The 18059-nt window shown below is 71.2% G+C and carries 14 protein-coding genes; 1 reads left to right on the top strand and 13 read right to left on the bottom strand.

The genetic code is table 11. The annotated features are described in order from the left end of the window. Positions 1-36: 36 nt before the first annotated feature. The 12 genes from recN to MFF58_RS12125 form a co-directional block, all read right to left on the bottom strand. Positions 37-1710, bottom strand: a complete 1674-nt coding sequence (gene recN / locus MFF58_RS12075) for a DNA repair protein RecN (protein ID WP_238287637.1) — start codon at positions 1708-1710, stop codon at positions 37-39. A gap of 242 nt (positions 1711-1952) precedes the next feature. After that, a complete protein-coding gene (locus tag MFF58_RS12080) occupies positions 1953-2834 on the bottom strand; it encodes an outer membrane protein assembly factor BamD (protein WP_238287639.1) in 882 nt (293 codons plus the stop codon). Between the two features lie 190 nt (positions 2835-3024). Beyond that, entirely contained in the window at positions 3025-3972 is a 948-nt protein-coding gene (lpxC, locus tag MFF58_RS12085) for a UDP-3-O-acyl-N-acetylglucosamine deacetylase (RefSeq protein WP_238287640.1), read from the bottom strand. A gap of 436 nt (positions 3973-4408) precedes the next feature. Next, positions 4409-6160 (bottom strand): cell division protein FtsZ, encoded by a 1752-nt coding sequence (gene ftsZ, locus MFF58_RS12090; RefSeq protein ID WP_238287641.1) that lies wholly within the window; start codon positions 6158-6160, stop codon positions 4409-4411. Positions 6161-6252: 92 nt separating this feature from the next. Then, positions 6253-7575: a cell division protein FtsA gene (gene ftsA, locus MFF58_RS12095; protein WP_238287642.1), complete on the bottom strand. Its 1323-nt coding sequence runs from the start codon at positions 7573-7575 to the stop codon at positions 6253-6255. 52 nt (positions 7576-7627) lie between these two features. Then, positions 7628-8581, bottom strand: coding sequence for a cell division protein FtsQ/DivIB (locus MFF58_RS12100; RefSeq protein WP_238287643.1), 954 nt, complete (start codon positions 8579-8581; stop codon positions 7628-7630). Further along, entirely contained in the window at positions 8548-9471 is a 924-nt protein-coding gene (locus tag MFF58_RS12105; protein ID WP_238287644.1) for a D-alanine--D-alanine ligase, read from the bottom strand. The genes MFF58_RS12100 and MFF58_RS12105 overlap by 34 nt, the downstream gene beginning before the upstream one ends. 111 nt (positions 9472-9582) lie before the next feature. Beyond that, the gene (gene murB, locus MFF58_RS12110) at positions 9583-10509 is read right to left on the bottom strand and encodes a UDP-N-acetylmuramate dehydrogenase (RefSeq protein WP_238287645.1); all 927 of its coding nucleotides are present in this window, start codon (positions 10507-10509) and stop codon (positions 9583-9585) included. Further along, positions 10506-10934 carry a DUF559 domain-containing protein gene (locus MFF58_RS32560; protein ID WP_353959803.1) on the bottom strand — a complete coding sequence of 143 codons (429 nt, stop codon included), beginning with the start codon at positions 10932-10934 and terminating at the stop codon, positions 10506-10508. Before MFF58_RS32560 ends, murB begins: the two co-directional genes overlap by 4 nt. Before the next feature lie 3 nt (positions 10935-10937). Then, entirely contained in the window at positions 10938-12344 is a 1407-nt protein-coding gene (gene murC, locus MFF58_RS12115) for a UDP-N-acetylmuramate--L-alanine ligase (RefSeq protein WP_238287647.1), read from the bottom strand. Positions 12345-12394: 50 nt separating this feature from the next. After that, the gene (gene murG, locus MFF58_RS12120) at positions 12395-13504 is read right to left on the bottom strand and encodes an undecaprenyldiphospho-muramoylpentapeptide beta-N-acetylglucosaminyltransferase (protein WP_238287648.1); all 1110 of its coding nucleotides are present in this window, start codon (positions 13502-13504) and stop codon (positions 12395-12397) included. Continuing rightward, a complete protein-coding gene (locus MFF58_RS12125) occupies positions 13501-14667 on the bottom strand; it encodes an FtsW/RodA/SpoVE family cell cycle protein (RefSeq protein ID WP_238287649.1) in 1167 nt (388 codons plus the stop codon). The genes murG and MFF58_RS12125 overlap by 4 nt, the downstream gene beginning before the upstream one ends. 363 nt (positions 14668-15030) lie before the next feature. On the opposite strand from MFF58_RS12125, the gene MFF58_RS12130 reads away from it, so the two are divergent. Further along, positions 15031-16506: a methyl-accepting chemotaxis protein gene (locus tag MFF58_RS12130; RefSeq protein WP_238287650.1), complete on the top strand. Its 1476-nt coding sequence runs from the start codon at positions 15031-15033 to the stop codon at positions 16504-16506. A gap of 17 nt (positions 16507-16523) precedes the next feature. Here MFF58_RS12130 and murD read toward each other — a convergent pair whose 3' ends face one another. Beyond that, positions 16524-17888: a UDP-N-acetylmuramoyl-L-alanine--D-glutamate ligase gene (gene murD, locus MFF58_RS12135; RefSeq protein ID WP_238287652.1), complete on the bottom strand. Its 1365-nt coding sequence runs from the start codon at positions 17886-17888 to the stop codon at positions 16524-16526. Between the last annotated feature and the right edge of the window lie 171 nt (positions 17889-18059).

Here is an 18059-nt window from a genome sequence, read left to right on the forward strand (position 1 = left end):
GGTTACGTTCAACCATCGGTTAAGGTTGTCGTATCCTTAAGCGTCGGCGCCCTGAAGAAGGCGGGCCGCGGCCGCGCGCGCCTCGTCGGTGACCGTGGCACCCGCCAGCATCCGGGCGATCTCCTCCCGGCGCTCCGCCACCGGAAGGCTGGACACCCGGGTCGCGACGCGGCCGGCGCCCTTCACCGGCGCCTTCGCGATGAGGAAATGGGTGTCGGCGCGGGCGGCGACCTGCGGCGCGTGGGTCACCGCGACCACCTGCACGGTGGCCGCGAGCCGCGCCAGGCGCAGGCCGATGGCGTCCGCCACGGCGCCGCCGACGCCGGTGTCGATCTCGTCGAAGATCAGGGTGGGCGCCGAACCTTTGTCGGCCAGGACCACCTTGAGGGCCAGCATGAAGCGCGACAGCTCGCCGCCCGAGGCGACCTTCATCATCGGCCCCGCCTTGGTCCCGGGGTTGGTCTGGGCCCAGAACTCCACCCGATCGGTGCCGGCCGGATCACGGGAATCCGGGTCGGTGGCGATCTCCGTGATGAACCGCGCCCGCTCCAGCTTCAGCGGCGGCAGCTCGGCCTTCACGGCGGCATCGAGCTGCTTGGCGGCCCGGCGCCGGCCGGCACTGAGCTTTTCGGCCGCCTCCGCGTAGGCGGATTCGGCCTGCGCCTGCGCCTGTTCGAGTCCGGCCAGGGCCGCCTCGCCGGCATCGATCGCCGCAACGTCGGCCGCGTAGCGCTCGGCGAGGGCGGCCAGGTCGTCGGCCGCGACATCGTATTTGCGCGACGCGGCCCGCAGGGCGAACAGCCGCTCCTCCACCCGCTCGAGGTCCCGGGGATCGAACTCCGTCTCGGCCACGGCCGCGTCCAGCACCGCGCGGGCCTCATCGAGGGCGACGATGGCGGCGTCCAGGGCGTTCACGCAGGGATCGACCAGGGCCGGGAGCTGTGCGGCCCGCCGTTCCAGCTTGCGCAGGGCGGCCGAGATGTGGGGGACGCCGGAATGCGGACCGCCCACGGCATCCAGCGCCTCGTTGAGTTCCCGCGCCACCTTCTCGGATTGCTGCATGACGCTGCGGCGCTCGGCGAGCTGGGCCTCCTCCCCCGGCAGCGGCGCGAGCGCGGCCAGTTCCTCGACGGCGTGGCGCAGAAAGTCGGCCTCCTTGCGGGCCGCGTCCACGCGGGCCCGGTGCTCCGAGAGTTCGCTGCGGGCCGTGCGGACCGACCGGGCCGCCGCGCCGACCTTGGCGAGCGGTCCCTGGAGACCGCCGAACGCGTCGAGGATCGCCCGGTGCGAGGCCGGATCGGCGAGCGCCCGGTCGTCGTGCTGCCCGTGGATCTCCACAAGTGCCGCGCCGATCGCCCGGAGAACCTGCACGCCCACGGGCTGGTCGTTGACGAAGGCACGGGTACGGCCATCCGCCATCTGCGCCCGGCGCAGGATCAGCTCGCCCTCGGTGTCGATCTCGGCCTCGGCGGCGATCCGGCGCGCCGGATGGTCGAGCGCCAGGTCGAACACCGCCGTGACGACGCCCTGGGCTTCGCCATGGCGCACCAGACGGCCGTCGCCGCGCCCGCCGAGCGCCAGGGCGAAGGCATCGAGCAGGATCGATTTGCCCGCACCGGTCTCCCCGGTCAGGACGCTCAGTCCTGTCCGGAAATTCAGTTCGAGCCTGTCGATCAGAACGATGTCGCGGATCGCGAGCTGCGCCAGCATGCGGCGGCGGGGATTCCTCTGGATGGGACCGCAGACATAAGGCCGCTGCGGCGCGGATTCACCCCAAAAATGCGTCGCACCGGCCCGTCATGCGCGCGGTGCCCCGGTGGTCCGCGTCGCGAGAGCCGGAACTTTCCTCCGGGACGGGCCCATCGCCGGCCGGTGCCCGCAAAGGCAAGGGCCCGGAGCGGTTGCTCCGGGCCCTGAAGCGCGGCGGTGCGGGCCGTCGCCGGCCCGGCCCGTCACTCGGCCGAGGCGGTCTTGCCCGTGACCGTGCGGTAGATCTTGGAGAGGAAGGACGACTTCTCCTCGCGGGGCTCGAGGCCGTTCTGCGCCAGGAGCGCGTGCGCGTCCTTGTACCAGGGGCTCTCGGGGAAATTGTGCCCCAGCACCGCGGCGGCGTTCTGCGCCTCCTGGGTGATGCCGAGCGCCCAATAGGCCTCGGTCAGGCGCTCCAGGGCCTCCTCGGCGTGACGGGTGGTCTGATACCGGGAGACCACGTCGCGGAACCGATTGATCGCGGCCGGGAAGTTGCGCTTCTCCAGGTAGAAGCGACCGACCTCCATCTCCTTGCCGGCGAGCTGGTCGCGGGTGATCTGGATCTTCGCCTTCGCGTCCGCCGCGTATTCCGAGGTCGGATATTTCTGGACCAGCTCCTGCAGGGCGGCCAGCGCCTTCTCGGAGCGCTCCTGGTCGCGGGTGACGTCCGGGATCTGCTTGTAGTTCGACATGGCCATCAGGTACTGCGCGTAGGCAGCGTCCTTGCTGGCGGGGTGCCGCTGCAGGTAGCGCTTCGAGGCGCTGATCGCGTCGTCGTACTTCTGGCCCTCGTAGTTCGCGTAGGCCGTCATCAACAGCGCCTTCCGCGACCAGTCGGAATACTGGTACTGCTTGTCGAGGCTATCGAACTTCTTGACGGCGCCCTCGTAGTCGCTGTCCTCGAGCTTGGCCAAGCCATCGCTGTAGAGCTTGTCGGCCGGGACATCCGGCACGATCTCGGGCTTGTACTTCTCGGCGAAGAGATTGGTCGGGTCGAGGTCGCAGCCGCCGAGGCCCAGGCCGAGGACGGCCACGAGGGGCGCCACGAGGGCCGCCGCCCGGCGATGACGAATGGTGACAGGCATCTGGCGCTCTTTCCCGGAACCGGCGCCGTCTCGCGCCGTCGTGCCATCGCGTGAGTTGGATCCGACCCAGCCGGGCCGTGCTCCCGTTCACGGACCGTTAAACCGTGCCGGTCGATTCGGGCACGAAAGCGGCAAGGCTGCGGCGATCAGGATCGGTTGCCCGCTGTGTCCCGCGGGCCACAGGGACGGTTCAGAGGTCGCCCGCGAAGGCGGCGAGGCCCAGGCCGACACCGAGCTCGGAGAGCACCGTCTCGCGCCGGGAGCCCTGCGCCTCCACGATCGCGTAGTTGGCGCGGTCGGAGAAGAGGGCCGAGAGCACGCCGACGTTCATCCGGTGGCCCCCGCAATAGGAGCGGTAGGCGCCCTGCAGCGGCAGGCCCGCCAGGGCGAGGTCGCCGATCGCGTCGAGGATCTTGTGCCGGACGAACTCGTCGGGGAAGCGCAGGCCCTCGGGGTTGACCACCGCACTCTCACCGACCGCGACGGTGTTCTCCAGGGAGGCACCCAGGGCGAAGCCCGCCTTCCAGTAGCGCTCCACGTCCCGCATCATCCCGAAGGTGCGGGCGCCCGCGATCTCGCGGCGGTAAGAGGCGGGCGACAGATCCATCGCCTTGCGCGAGCGGCCGATCACCGGGCTGTCGAAGTCGATCTCGACGTCGAGGCGGAAGCCCCGGTCGATCGGGCGGAGTTCCGCGAAGGACCGGCCGGTCTCGATGCGGACGTGGCGCAGAACCTTGAGCCAGCGCCGGGGCGTGTCGCAGGTTGCGATGCCGACCTTGTCGATGGCCTGGACGAACAGGAGCGCGGATCCGTCGAGGATCGGCATCTCGGGCCCGTCGATCTCGATGAGCGCGTTGTCGACCCCCAGCCCGTAGAGCGCCGACATCAGGTGCTCGACGGTGGCGACCGCGCCGGTCTCGACGTCGCCGAGGACCGTGCAGAGTTCGGTGGCGGAGACGAGGGCGTGATGCGCCTTGATCAGGCGGTCATTGCCGTGGGTGGTGCCGGTTCGAAGAAAGGCGATGCCGTGATTGGCGGGAGCCGGTCGGATGGTGATCTCGGCGGGGTTACCGGAATGAACCCCGATGCCCGAGAGAGTCGCCGGCCCTTTGAGGGTCGTCTGTTTGTGCGTTCGCATTCCTTAGCCCCAGGCCGCGATCAGGTCCCACCATCCCGACGGGGACGGCGAGGAAACTGGCTGATCCGTCCGCTGCTTGATGCCCCTGCCCACGCTATCAGGTTGTGTTCTGATGCGTGTCTCTACGGTCTTGACGCTTCTATAGCTGCACCGCACAGGGCAGCCAAATCACGGATTCTTACGCTGTGTTACAGACACGCTTGCGCTCGGTCCGCTGTAAAACCTTGATCCACCAGAGGCTTAAAGGTTGGTTAATGCGTGGCTAACAGGCGGTGATTCTGTGGCGCGGATGCATCAGGAGCACAGGCGCGGCGCCGCGGACGCGGCATCCGATCCACAGGCCCCCGGGACGTCAGGCAACCCAAAGTTGCTGCGACGCAGCACGGGAGCCGGCGGTTCCCGCCGACTCCCGGATCGCGTCAGGGGCTTGAGGCCCTCAGTTCGCCTGGCGGCGCAGGAAGGCCGGGATCTCCAGCTGGTCGTCGTCCATCATCCGGGACTGCGGCGCGACCCGGCCCTGGGCGTCGAGGCTGCCCTGGGCGGGGCGGTACTGAGGTACCGGCGCAGGCGCGGGAGCGCGGGGCGCCTGCGGAACCTGGGGCTGCGCCATCTGCGGCTGGGATGCCAGCGACGGGGCGGACCGGGTCGGGAGGGCGGCGTGCTCGGGCTCGTCACGACGACCGCCGGATCCCAGGGTCGCCAGCCGCCGCAGCAGCGAGGTGCGCTTGGATTCCGGAGCGGGATCCTCGGCGGCGCGGCTCGCCATGATCTGGTTCTGGGCGATCGGCGGCAGCTCGTGGATCTGCGGCATCCGCGGGGCGCGGGCGAGCGGCGTCCCCGTGGGGGCTGCCGGGCGCGGCGGGACGAACGGGCCGGCCGGGAGCGACGGCGCGGACTCGGCCGGCTGAGGCGCGGGGGCCGGAACGAACGGTGCGGCGGCGCGCGGCTGGACGGGGGCCAGGACGACGTCGTCGCGGGTCATCGGCGCCGGGGCCTCGAAGTGGGAGGCCCGCGGCTCTGGACGCATCTCCGGGCTCGGCTGCGGCGCGGCGGACATCGGCGCCGGGGCCTGGACCGGGGCGGCCGCCTCGGTGCGGATGCTCGGCACCTGCTGCGCGGAGGCGCGAACGCGGGCCTCCGCGCGCAGGCGCTCGGCAACTTCCGCGATGCGCTGCTCGGTCTCGGCGATGGCCGGGTTGTTCGGCGAATGCGCCGAGATCAGGGCCGGCTCGATGCCGGTGGCGACCACCGACACGCGGATGATGCCGTCCAGGCTCTCGTCGAAGGTGGCGCCCAGGATGATGTTGGCGTCCTGGTCGACCTCCTCGCGGATGCGGGTGGCGGCCTCGTCGAGCTCGTACAGGGTCAGGTCCGAGCCGCCCGTGATCGAGATCAGCAGGCCGCGGGCGCCCTTCATCGAGACGTCGTCGAGGAGCGGGTTGGCGATGGCGGCCTCGGCGGCGCGGTTGGCGCGCTTCTCGCCCGACGCCTCGCCGGTGCCCATCATGGCCTTGCCCATGCCGCGCATGATCGCCCGCACGTCGGCGAAGTCGAGGTTGATGAGACCCTCCTTCACCATCAGGTCGGTGATGCAGGCGACGCCCGAGTAGAGCACCTGGTCGGCCATCGCGAAGGCGTCCGCGAAGGTGGTCTTCTCGTTGGCGACCCGGAACAGGTTCTGGTTCGGGATCACGATCAGGGTGTCGACCGACGCCTGCAACTCCTGGATGCCGAATTCGGCGGTGCGCATCCGGCGCACGCCCTCGAACTGGAACGGCTTGGTCACCACGCCGACCGTCAGGATGCCCATGTCGCGGGCGGCGCGGGCGATGACCGGAGCCGCGCCGGTCCCGGTGCCGCCGCCCATGCCGGCGGTGATGAAGCACATGTGGGCGCCCGAGAGCTGGTCACGGATCTCGTCGATCACCTCGTCGGCGGCCGCGGAGCCGACCTCCGGGTGCGAGCCGGCGCCCAGACCCTGGGTCACGCCCAGGCCCATCTGGATCACGCGCTCGGCCTTGGAGGAGGTGAGCGCCTGCGCGTCGGTGTTGGCCACGACGAATTCGCAGCCCAGCAGGCCCGACTCGATCATGTTGTTGACGGCGTTTCCGCCGGCGCCGCCGACGCCGAAGACGGTGATGCGGGGCTTGAGTTCCCGGATGTCCGGCGCCTGGAGGGTAATGGCCATGGTGTCGAGCCTCTCGCTTACTCTGCTTTCCGTGCGACGCCGGAGCGCCGGATGATCTCTCGACGCACCCGCCCGGGGGCGGATGCGAAACCTCAGAAGCTGTCCCGCAGCCAGCGGCCAACCTGCGAGATGTAGCCGCCGGTCCCGGTCGCCGCGAAGGCGCCGTGCCCCCGCGGCTCGAAGTGCTCGGCGTGGGCCACCTGCGGGTAGACCAGCAGGCCGACCGCGGCCGAGAAGGCCGGTCCCTTGGCGGCCTCGGGCAGGCCGCGGATCCCGAGCGGCCGTCCGATCCGCACTTGACCCTGGAGGACGCGCCGGGCGACCTCCGGGAGCCCGACGAGCTGGCTGGCGCCGCCCGTGAGGACCACGCGCCGCCCGGCCTGGGCGGCGAAGCCCGCATCCCGCAGGCGGTCGCGCACCAGCTCGACCACCTCCTCGACCCGCGGCTTGATGATCCGCACGAGCTGCGAGCGCGGGATATGCGCCGGGGCCTCGCCCTCATCCTCGCCGACCCCGTGCACGGCGATCATGTCGCGGTCGTCCGAGGGAGTGGAGAGGGCCGAACCGTAGAGCGTCTTCAGCCGCTCGGCCGCCGCCATGCGGGTGGAGAGGCCGCGGGCGATGTCCATGGTGACGTGATGTCCGCCCACCGCCAGCGCGTCCACGTGGACGAGGTGGCCGCCCGAGAACACGCCGACGCTGGTCGTGCCGCCGCCCATGTCGACCACGCAGACGCCCATCTCGGCCTCGTCGTCGACGAGCGCCGAGAGACCGGACGCGTAGGGCGTGGCGATCACCGCCTCGACCCCGAGGTGGCAGTGCTCCACCGCCAGCATGACGTTGCGGGCGGCCGCCAGCTCGCTCGTGACGACGTGGAGGTCGACGCTCAGCGCCTCGCCGATCATCCCCGACGGGTCGATCACCGCGCCCTGCCCGTCCAGGGCGTAGCCGGTCGGCAGCGCGTGCAGCACCGCGCGACCTGGGCTGACCCCGTGGGCGCTCGCCGTCTCCAGCACCCGCTCCACGTCGCTCCCCGTGACGGTGCCGGAGCGGACGTTCACCCGCGCCTGGAAGTGCTGGGAGGCGAGCCGGCCGCCCGACATGTTGACGATGACGGACTGGACCTCGACCTTGGCCATCCGCTCGGCGGCGTGGACCGCTTGGCGGATCGCACCCTCGGCGGCGGCGAGGTCGACGATGGCGCCGCCCTTCAGCCCCAGGGAGCGCTGATGGCCGATGCCGATGATGCGCGCGAGGTGCGTCCGACCGCGCAGCGTGGTCAGCGCCTCCGCGGGCTGCAGCTCGGCGATGAGGCAGACCACCTTGCTCGTGCCGATGTCGAGCACCGACAGGGTGGTCGAGCGTCGGGCGGAGAGCGGCTTCAGGCGCGGCGTGAGGCCGTGTTGGCTGTGCATTGACGCTACCGGACGCGGGGTGCGGGACGGGCGGAGGTCGACGGGAAGGACATCAGCTGGCCGTGCCCTTCTTCTTCGCCTTCTGGGCTTCCGCGCGGGCGGCCGCCGCTTCTTCGGTGAGGCGCACCACCACGCGGTCCCGCATGCGCAGGTCCACCGCGATGATGTCCTTCTCGAGCAGGCCGGCCTCGCGCTCGAACCGGACGAGGCGCGCGAGGGCGGCGGCCGGATCGATCTCCGGCAGGCGCACGTCGACGCCGTCGAGCTTGATCGTCCAGCGCCGGCCCGAGACGTAGGTCCCGGCCTTGATCCGCTCGGCCAGCGGCCCGGCGGCGGCGACGAGGGCGAGGTATTCCGGAAGCTTGGTGTTGGCGTCCTCGCCGACCACCAGGGGCAGGCTGGCGTAGCGGTCGTCCCGCATGGCGTCGATCACGGTTCCGTCGGCCGCGATGACGCTGAGTTCGCCGTTCTTCTGCCAGAGGGCGGCAGGCTCGCGCTCCACCTGCGTGATGGCGATCTCGTTGGGGTAGATCTTGCGGACCGAAGCCTGGGCGATCAGCGGAACGCGTAGCAGCTTCTCGCGCACGTCGGCGACGTCGAGGAACGGGACCGAGGTGCGCCAGTCGATGCCGGCGGCGGCCAGCACTTCGCGCTCGTACATCCGGGAGATGCCCGAGATCGTGACGCGCTCCACGCCGAAGCCGGCGATCCGCGCGGCGATGTCGAGGGGGCGGCCCTGCTCGGCCACGAAGGCGTCGTAGCGCCCGCTCGCCACGAAGCCGGCGAGCGCCGCGGCGGCGAGGGACAGCGAGACGCCGACCACGCCGACGCCGCGCGGAAGGCGCTGATGCAGATGCTGGCCGGACCGGGCCCGGCGGACCGAGAACGACCGCGCGCGGCGACCGGTGAGCCGGCCCAGCACGGCGCCGGCGAGGCGCGCGGGGCGGCTCCGACCGGCGGCGTCACCGCCGCTCAGCGATTCAGAGAAGCGTCCTCCACTATCCATCGGACGAGCCCACCGAAACTCAGGCCCGCATGGGCCGCCATCTCCGGCACAAGGCTCGTCTGGGTCATGCCGGGTTGCGTGTTGACCTCCAGGACGACGAGTCGGCCGGTTCCACCCGGCGTGTCGTCGAATCGAAGGTCGGCACGGCTGACGCCCCGGCAGCCCAGTGCTTGATGCGCCGTTAACGACAGTTCTTGGACACGCTGGTAAACATTTGGTTTAAGTTCGGCCGGCAGCACGTGCACCGAGCCCCCCGGGGCGTATTTCGCGTCGTAGTCGTACCAATCGCCGTTGGCGGCCTTCACCTCGATGACGCCCAGCGCCCGGTCGCCCATCACCCCGCAGGTGAGTTCGCGGCCAGCTATGTAAGGTTCGACAAGGACTTGCTCGCCGAAGGTCCATTCGTCGGAGGCGAGGATCTGGGGCGGGTGCGAGCGCCCGTCGCGCACGATGATCACGCCCATCGATGAGCCTTCCGCGTTGGGCTTCACCACGTAGGGTGGCGGCAGCGGGTGCGTCCGGGCGGCCTCGAGACGGTTAACGATGCGGCCCTCCGGCACGTCGACGCCCGCGGCGCGCATGACGGTCTTGGCCTGCTCCTTGTTCATGGCGAGCGCCGAGGCGAGGACGCCGGAATGGCTGTAGGGAATCTTCAGGATCTCCAGGAGACCCTGGATCGTACCGTCCTCGCCATCCGGGCCGTGGAGCGCGTTGAAGGCCACGTCCGGCCTGAGCGCCGTCAGCACGGAGGCGATGTCGGGCCCCACATCGACCTGGGTGACGCGGTAGCCCTCCCCCTCGAGGGCTTCGGCGCAGGCGCGGCCGGAATTGAGCGAGACTTCGCGCTCGGCGGAGGTGCCGCCCAGCAGGACGGCGACGTGCTTGGACATCAGGGCACCTCGAACAGGTCGGCTTCAATCAGGATCTGAACGCACCCGGGCGGTGACCCCGGCGGTCGGGCACCGGTCCGCGGCCGCATCGGCACGTGGCGTACACCCATCTCATGCCGCGTGAGCGGGCCGCCCGATCCGCCGGATCTCCCAGCGCAGCGCGACGCCGCTCGTCTCACGCACCCGCCGGCGGACCTCCTCGCCCAGCTCCTCGATATCGGAAGCGGTCGCGTCGCCGGTGTTGATCAGGAAGTTGCAGTGCATCTCGCTGACCTGCGCGCCACCGCGGGCCAGGCCCCGGCAGCCGGCCGCGTCGACGAGCTGCCAGGCCTTGCCGCCTGCGGGGTTGGCGAAGGTGGAGCCGCCGGTGCGCTCGCGGATCGGTTGGGCGGCCTCGCGGGCTGCCGTGACCCGCTCCATCTCGGCCTCGATGGCGGCCCGGTCGCTCGGCCTGCCGCGGAACAGGGCGCGGGTGAAGATCACGTCCTCCGGTGCGCCCGAATGGCGATAGGAGAAGCCCATCTCGGCGTGGCTGAAGGTGCGCAGGTCGCCCCGCCGGTCGATGCCGCGGGCCTCCACCAGCACGTCGGTGGTCTCGCCGCCATGGGCGCCGGCGTTCATGCGCAGCGCGCCGCCGATCGAGCCCGGGATACCGCGGTAGAAGGCGAGCCCGTCGAGCCCCGCCTCGGCGGCCGCCTTGGCGAGGCGCATGTCCGGCACGGCCGTGCCGACCGCCAGCGTGTCGCCGTCGATCGCGATGCCGCCGAAGGCCTTTCCGCCCAGGCGGACCACCACCCCGGGTACGCCGCCGTCCCGGACGATGAGATTGGAGCCGAGCCCGATCACCGTCACCGGCACGTCGGGGTCGAGGGCCGCGAGCAGGCGCGCGAGATCCTCCTCGTCGGCCGGGGTGAACAGCACCTCGGCCGGTCCGCCGACCCGGAACCAGGTGAGGTCCGCCAGGGACTGGTCGGCGAGCAGGCGCCCGCGGAGATCGGGCGCGGCGGCGCGGATGCGGTCGTGGAGCGATGCGGTCATCTTGGGATCTCTCCTCTTCCCACCGGCGTGGAGAGGGATGCGACGGCGGGGCCGCCGCGGGCCTCCCCTTGCGCGCGGCGCGAAGAGGGAGGCGCGGCCGGGGCGGCGTCCAGGACACCGGCGCGGCGGCGTGCGATTTCCACGTTCCGGAACCGCCGGACGCGATGGCCCTGCGCGGTCGGCCGTGCGTCGCCACCGCGGTCCGGCCGGCCGTCGGCGTGCCGGCCGCCCTCCGGCTCGACGGTCCCGCGTGTATCCCGGCCGGAAAACGTCGCGACGCAGCGCCCGATCGACGCCCGCCGGATCGATGTGAAGCCGGCCAGGCGGCGGGCGCTGAGCCCGTGCCGGGGGCGTTGCCCGACCTCAATCCGCGACCCGGGCCGCTGTCGCCGGGGAGGAGCCCGTTCCGGACTGGCCGCGCGCACCCCTCACCGCCCCCGCGCGGCGAGCTCGTCCGGCAGCGCGTACGCCCACTGGGTGATCGTGCCGGCGCCGAGGCACACGACGTAGTCGCCGGGCTTTGCCAGATCCGCGATGATCCCGGCGAGTTCCTCCGGCCGCTCCAGCGCCCGGGCGTCGCGGTGGCCGCGCGAGCGCAGGCCGGCCACGAGGCTGTCGCGGTCGAAGCCCTCGATCGGCGGCTCGCCGGCCGCGTAGACCGGGGCGACGATCACCGTGTCGGCGTCGTTGAAGCAGGTGCAGAAATCGTCGAACAGCGATTGCAGCCGGGTGTAGCGGTGGGGCTGCACGATGGCGATCACACCGTGCTCGGTGGAGGCGCGGGCCGCCTTGAGCACCGCCTTGATCTCCACCGGATGGTGCCCGTAATCGTCGAAGATCGTCGCGCCGTTCCACTCGCCGGTGCGGGTGAACCGCCGCTTCACGCCGCCGAACCCGGCGAGGGCGTTGCGGATCGCGTCGGGCTTCACGCCGAGCTCGTGCGCGACGGCGAGCGCCGCGGTGGCGTTGAGCGCGTTGTGCTTGCCGGGCATCGGCAGGACCAGATCCTCCATCTCCATCCGGTAGCCCGGACGACGGTCGCGGATCATCACGCGGAACCGGCTCTGGCCGCCGCGGAGGTCCACGTCGATCAGGCGCACGTCGGCCTGCGGGTTCTCGCCGTAGGTAATGATCCGCCGGTCCTCGATATGGCCGACGAGGTCCTGCACCACCGGATGGTCGATGCACATCACCGCGAACCCGTAGAACGGGATGTTGTCGATGAAGCGCCGGAACGCGTCCTTGATGGCGTCGAACGAGCCGAAATGGTCGAGATGCTCCGGGTCGATGTTGGTGACGATCGCGACATCCGCCGGAAGCTTCAGGAAGGTGCCGTCGGACTCGTCGGCCTCCACCACCATCCACTCGCCCGCGCCCATGCGGGCATTGGTGCCGTAGGCGTTGATGATGCCGCCGTTGATCACGGTCGGGTCGAGGTTGCCGGCGTCGAGCAGGGTCGCGACCAGCGAGGTCGTCGTGGTCTTGCCGTGCGTGCCCGCGATGGCGACGCAGGACTTGAAGCGCATCAGCTCGGCCAGCATCTCGGCCCGGCGCACCACGGGGAGTCGACGCTCCCGTGCGGCCTGCAACTCAGGGTTGTCGCGCTGGATCGCCGTCGAGACCACGACCAGGGCCGCCTGCTCGACGTTGTCGGCGTTGTGGCCCACGAAGGTCCGCATGCCCTTCTCGGCGAGGCGGCGGACGTTGGCGTTGTCGGAGGCGTCCGATCCCTGCACCGTGTAGCCGAGGTTGTGCATCACCTCGGCGATGCCGGACATGCCGATGCCGCCGATGCCGATGAAGTGGATGGGTCCGAGCTTGTCGGGCAGCTTCATGGGTCGAACCGTCTGGTGGCGGGATCGCCGGTGCGGAATCCCTCAAGGAATCAGGTGCGGGCAGCGGTCGCGACGACGACCTCGGCCAGCCGCTCGGCGGCGTCGTGGATACCGGCGCTTCTGGCCGCATCGGCCGCCGCGGTCAATTTTGCCGGCGTCTCGAAGCAGGCGGTGAGGTCCGCCACGAGGCGCTCCGGGGTGAAGTCCGCCTGCTTCACGGCGCGCGCGGCGCCGATGGCGTCGAGGGTCGCGGCGTTGGCGGCCTGATCCTGATCGAGGGAGCCGGGCAGCGGCACGAGGATCGCCGGACGGCCGATCGCCGCGAGTTCCGAGACCGTCGAGGCGCCCGAGCGCGAGACCACGAGGTGGCTCGCGGCCATGCGGCCCGGGAGGTCCTTGAAGAACGGCGCCGCCTCGATCCCCGCGAGCCCCATGGCCAAGTAGCGGTTCTGCACCGCCGTCAGGTCCTCGGGCCGGACCTGCTGGACGAGGTGCAGCCGGGCGCGCAGCGCGACGGGCAGCCGGGCGATCGCCTCGGGCACGACCTCGCCCATGACCCGGGCGCCCTGGCTGCCGCCGAACACCAGGAGCCGCAGGGCGTCGTCCGGGCCGAAGGCGGGATAGGAAATCTTGGCCGCCTCGATCACCGCCGGGCGGAGGGGGTTGCCGGTGTGGATGCGGGGCGCGCGGGCCTTGTCGGGCACGCCGCGGACCTCCTTGAAGCCCGTGGCGATGGTTCGGGCCCCCTTGGCCAGGAAGGCATTGGCGCGGCCCATCACGGCGTTCTGCTCGTGCAGGATCGTCGGCACCCGCAGGATCTGGCCTGCGAGCACGGGCGGCACGGTCGGGTAGCCGCCGAAGCCCACGATGGCGGCCGGGTTGATCCGGCGGATCTCCTTGGCGGCGACGCCGAAGCCGCGGCCGAGCGTCAGCACGGCGCTCGCGCGCTTGAGGGGCGAGCGGCCGGAGGGCGTCGCCGACGCGATGGTGACCACCTCGGAGGCCGGGAACTCGGCCGCGATCGCGTCGACCCGCGCGTCGGTGGCGAGCGCCACCCGGATGCCGCGGGCGCGCAGCGCGTGGGCGAGGCTCTCGGCCGGGAACAGGTGCCCGCCGGTGCCGCCCGCGCAGAGCAGGATCGTGGGGGTGAAGACCGTCACCGCATCACTCCGGCGACGGTGGCGGGTGCGGTGCCGGGGGGCTTCTGGCTGAGCATCACGGTGCGGGGACGCTTGCGGGTCAGGGCGACGAGGAAGCCGGTGCCAAGCGCCAGCGAGATCAGCGAGGAGCCGCCGTAGGAGACGAAGGGCAGCGTCATGCCCTTGGCCGGCATCAGCTGGGTGTTCACCGCCATGTTGATGCAGGCCTGGAGGCCGAACAAGGTGGTCAGGCCGGTGATCGCCAGCCGCGAGAAGGTGTCGTCGGTCCGCCGCGCGAGCTTGAGGCCGCGCAGCACGATGAAGGCGAACAGCGCCACGAGGCACAGGCAGACGATCACGCCGAACTCCTCGCCGGTGACCGAGAAGATGAAGTCGGTATGCGCGTCGGGCAGGTGGCGCTTGGCCACGCCCTCCCCCGGGCCCGTACCGAACCAGCCGCCCGAGCGGAAGGATTCGCGCGACCAGAAATCCTGGAAGCCGCCCCCCGAATCCTTGTCGAGGAACTTGTTGAAGCGCTCCCGCACGTGATGGAAGAACAGGTAGGCAGCGAACACCCCTCCGAGGCCGAGCACGCCGAGCACCGCCACCCAGATCAGGTGCAGGCCCGCCACGAAGAACAGCGCGCACCACACCATGGTAATCAGCATGGTCTGGCCGAAATCGGGCTGGAGCAGCAGCGGCACGATGGTGATCGGCAGGAGCAGCAGCGCCAGGATCCCGCCCGGCATGTCGCGGCGCTGCGCGCCTTCCGAGAACGCCCAGGCGGCCACCACCACGAAGGCCGGCTTCACGAATTCCGAGGGCTGAAGGCCGAACGAGCCGAACTGGATCCAGCGATGCGCGCCCTTGATCTCGGGCCCGAACTTGCCGGCGAGCAGGCAGAGCGCCACCCCGCAGACCCAGGTGACGAGCGCGAGCCGGCGGATGCCGCGCAGCGACAGGAACGAGACCGCGCAGATCAGCAGGATGGTCGGCGCGAGATACATCGCCTGCCGGTTCAGGAAGTAGAAGGTCGGCAGGCCGATCCGCTCCGCCACCGGCGGGCCGCCGCCCATCAGGAAGACCAGGCCGGCCACCATCAGCGCGAACAGGGCCGCGAGCAGCCCGCGATCGACCGTCCACCACCAGTCCGTCAGGGGGGTGCGTTCCGCGCGTGACATCATGCCGGGCAACGACTCCAGGCCGCGCGGATGCCGATCCGCGCGGGTCAGGGCGGATCCTGTGCAGGAATGGTAAACGGAGCCTTATGGTTTACGGCTCCGATCCCCGATCTCGGTGCGCGCCGCTCCCCGGTGCGCCGATCTGGCGGCAGCCCTACCGGCGCGTCTCCGGGAACATGTCACTCAGCCTCCCTCGGCGATGAACCGGCGGCGAAAACCGTATTCATTTGGCCGGATGCCGAGCGCAGGTCATCCTATGTTAATCATCAACATGCAACTTCCGGGTGTAGTCTCCGGATCGACGAGCGCGCGTCCCTGAAGGGCGCCGCGCGACAGGCGATCCGCCAAGCGGAAGCCGCACCCGCCATGTTCGCTGCCCTGAATGCCCGTGAAGCGCATGCCAAGCTCGCGGCCCTCGACCGAGTCCAGGGCGTCATCGAATTCGACCTCGCGGGCCGGATCCTCTCGGCGAACGGCAACTTCCTCGACGTCGTGGGCTACACGCTGCCGGAGATCGTCGGCCAGCACCACAGCCTGTTCATGGACCCGGTCCAGCGCGAGACGCCGGAATACCGGGCCTTCTGGGAGCGCCTGCGGTCCGGATCCTTCGAGTCCGGTCAGTTCCAGCGGGTCGGCCGCGGCGGTCGCCCGATCTGGATCCAGGCCTCCTACAACCCGATGCTGGACGGCCGCGGCCGGCCCTACAAGGTCGTGAAGTTCGCCACCGACATCACGCGCCAGCGGACCGAGGAGGCCGACCGGGCCGGGCAGATCGCGGCGATCCACAAGGTCCAGGCGGTGATCGCCTTCGACCTCGACGGCACCGTGATCGATGTGAACGACAATTTCCTGGCCACGATGGGCTACGCCCGCGACGCGGTCGTGGGCCAGCACCACAGCCTGTTCGTCGAGCCCGGCTACCGCGAGAGCGAGGCCTATCGGGCGTTCTGGGCGGCCCTGCGCAACGGGACCTACCAGGCGGCCCAGTTCCGGCGGATCGGCAAGGACGGGCGCGAGGTCTGGATCCAGGCCTCCTACAACCCGATCCTCGATGCCGCCGGGCGGCCCTACAAGGTGGTGAAGTTCGCCACCGACATCACCGACCAGGTCCGCCTGCTGGCCGACCTGCGGATCATGATCGACCGGAACTTCGGCGAGATCGAGCACGCGGTGGCCCACTCGACCGACGCCGCCGCTCTCGCCTCCTCGGCGGCGGATTCGACCTCCGGCAACGTCCAGACCGTGGCGGCGGCGGCCGAGGAACTGGCCGCCTCCGTGGCGGAGATGTCCCAGAGCATCGTCCGCTCGCAGGGGGCCACCGACACCGCCTACGCCTGCGTCCAGGACGCGGACGGCCACACCAAGCGGCTGGCCGAGACCGCCACGGCGATGACCGGCATCGTCGGCCTGATCCAGAACATCGCCGGCCAGATCAACCTGCTGGCCTTGAACGCCACCATCGAGGCGGCCCGCGCCGGCGAGGCGGGGCGCGGCTTCGCGGTGGTCGCCTCCGAGGTCAAGGCGCTGGCCGATCAGGCCGCCCGCGCCACCGGGCAGATCAACGGCGAGATCGCCAGCGTGCAGCGGGTCTCGCAGGAGGTGGTGGGCGCGCTCAGCTCGATCGGCGCCTCGGTCTCGGTGATGCGCGAGACCGTGGTGGCGACCGCCGCCGCCATCGAGGAGCAGAGCGCGGTGACCCGCGACCTCGCCGAGAGCATGCAGAGCGCCGCGGGCGCCGTCACGGCGATCACCGGCAATATCGGGGCGATCGTCCAGTCGGTGGCCGACGTCTCGCAGGCGGTCGGGACGACGCGCGAGGCCGCCAAGGTCCTGGCCCGCTGAGGGCGGCGGGCGCCGCCTCAGGGCAGCGCCTGCACCAGCTCGCGGAAGCGGTTGCCGCGGATCTCGAAGTTCCGGAACTGGTCGTAGGACGCGCAGGCCGGCGAGAGCAGCACCACCGGTTCGGGGGCCCCCGAGGCGGCGGCGTTCTCGGCCGCCTTCGGGACCGCCACCTCGAGGGTCTCGCAGCGCGTGTAGGGCACCGCCCCCTCCAGGGTCGCCGCGAAGGCGTCCGAGGCCGCGCCGATCAGGTAGGCGTGGGCGACGCGCTCGAAGTACGGCACCAGCGGGAAGATGCCGCCATCCTTGGCCTTGCCGCCGAGGATCCAGTGGATGTCGCGGAAGGCGGTGAGCGCCTTCTCGGTGGAATCCGCGTTCGTCGCCTTGGAATCGTTGACGAACAGCACGGGGCCGCGCCGCCCGACCTCCTCCATCCGATGCGGCAGGCCGGGGAACGAGCTCAGCCCGGACTGGATCTGCTCGGGCGAGAGGCCCAGCGACCGCGCCACCGCCACCGCGACGGCCGCGTTCTGCCAGTTATGGGCCCCGCGCAGCGAGCCGATCCCGTTGACGTCGGCCAGGACTGCGCCCTGCGGGTCGCGCACGAGGCCGTCGCGCACCGTCAGCGCTTCGGTGCACAGCACCTCGCCGTGGGGCACGTGGACGCGCACGAGGTCGCCCGCCCGGCGCTCGGCGATGGCCCGGCTCGGGCCGTCGTCGATGCCGACGACCGCGAGGCCCGACCCGCGGATCAGGCGCTCCTTGATCGCCGCGTACTGCTCCATCGTGCCGTGGCGGTCGAGATGGTCGGGCGTGATGTTCATCAGCACGCCGACGCTCGGGTCGAGGCCCGGCGTCAGGTCGATCTGGAACGACGACATCTCGATCACGTGGACGCGGTCGACGGACGGCGGCTCCAGCGACAGGATCGCGGTGCCGATATTGCCACCCATCTGCACGTCGCGGCCCGCCCGGGCGAGGACGTGGGCGATGAGCGCCGTGGTGGTCGACTTGCCGTTGGTGCCGGTGATCGCCACGAACGGCGCGCCCGGCGCCTGCGCCCGGCGCTCCCGGCAGAACAGCTCGATGTCGCCGAGGATCGCGACGCCCGCATCCCGGGCGAGCCGGACGCTCCAGTGCGGCTCGGGATGGGTCAGGGGCACGCCGGGGCTGAGGACGAGGGCGGCGAAGCCCGACCACTCGGCCTCGCGCAGGTCCTGCGTCGCGATCCCGGCTTCCTGCGCCCGCACGCGGCTGTCGGCATTGTCGTCCCAGGCCCGCACGTCGGCCCCACCCGCCTTCAGCGCCAGCGCCGTGGCGAGCCCCGAGCCGCCGAGCCCGAACAGGGCGACGGTGCGCTCAGCGAAGGTGGTGATGGGCGTCATGCGGAACTCAAATGCAGCAGGGGACGGTCGCCGCTCCCATCCACCGCCTCATCCCGAGGTGCCCGCGTCAGCGGGCCGCGAAGGAGCCCTCCAGTTCAGCGCGCGATCCCTGGAGGGCCCCTTCGCGGCCTCCGCTCCGCTCCGGCACCTCAGGATGAGGGCCTGGATTGG

The organism is Methylobacterium longum (genome assembly GCF_022179385.1).
Lineage (GTDB): Bacteria > Pseudomonadota > Alphaproteobacteria > Rhizobiales > Beijerinckiaceae > Methylobacterium > Methylobacterium longum.

Coding starts and splice junctions, on each gene's coding strand:
- MFF58_RS12125 (WP_238287649.1), bottom strand. CDS start 14,667: ATGATGTCACGCGCGGAACGCACCCCCCTGACGGACTGGTGGTGGACG.
- recN (WP_238287637.1), bottom strand. CDS start 1,710: ATGCTGGCGCAGCTCGCGATCCGCGACATCGTTCTGATCGACAGGCTC.
- lpxC (WP_238287640.1), bottom strand. CDS start 3,972: ATGCGAACGCACAAACAGACGACCCTCAAAGGGCCGGCGACTCTCTCG.
- murB (WP_238287645.1), bottom strand. CDS start 10,509: ATGACCGCATCGCTCCACGACCGCATCCGCGCCGCCGCGCCCGATCTC.
- MFF58_RS12100 (WP_238287643.1), bottom strand. CDS start 8,581: ATGGATAGTGGAGGACGCTTCTCTGAATCGCTGAGCGGCGGTGACGCC.
- murD (WP_238287652.1), bottom strand. CDS start 17,888: ATGACGCCCATCACCACCTTCGCTGAGCGCACCGTCGCCCTGTTCGGG.
- murC (WP_238287647.1), bottom strand. CDS start 12,344: ATGAAGCTGCCCGACAAGCTCGGACCCATCCACTTCATCGGCATCGGC.
- ftsA (WP_238287642.1), bottom strand. CDS start 7,575: ATGCACAGCCAACACGGCCTCACGCCGCGCCTGAAGCCGCTCTCCGCC.
- MFF58_RS12105 (WP_238287644.1), bottom strand. CDS start 9,471: ATGTCCAAGCACGTCGCCGTCCTGCTGGGCGGCACCTCCGCCGAGCGC.
- MFF58_RS12130 (WP_238287650.1), top strand. CDS start 15,031: ATGTTCGCTGCCCTGAATGCCCGTGAAGCGCATGCCAAGCTCGCGGCC.
- MFF58_RS12080 (WP_238287639.1), bottom strand. CDS start 2,834: ATGCCTGTCACCATTCGTCATCGCCGGGCGGCGGCCCTCGTGGCGCCC.
- ftsZ (WP_238287641.1), bottom strand. CDS start 6,160: ATGGCCATTACCCTCCAGGCGCCGGACATCCGGGAACTCAAGCCCCGC.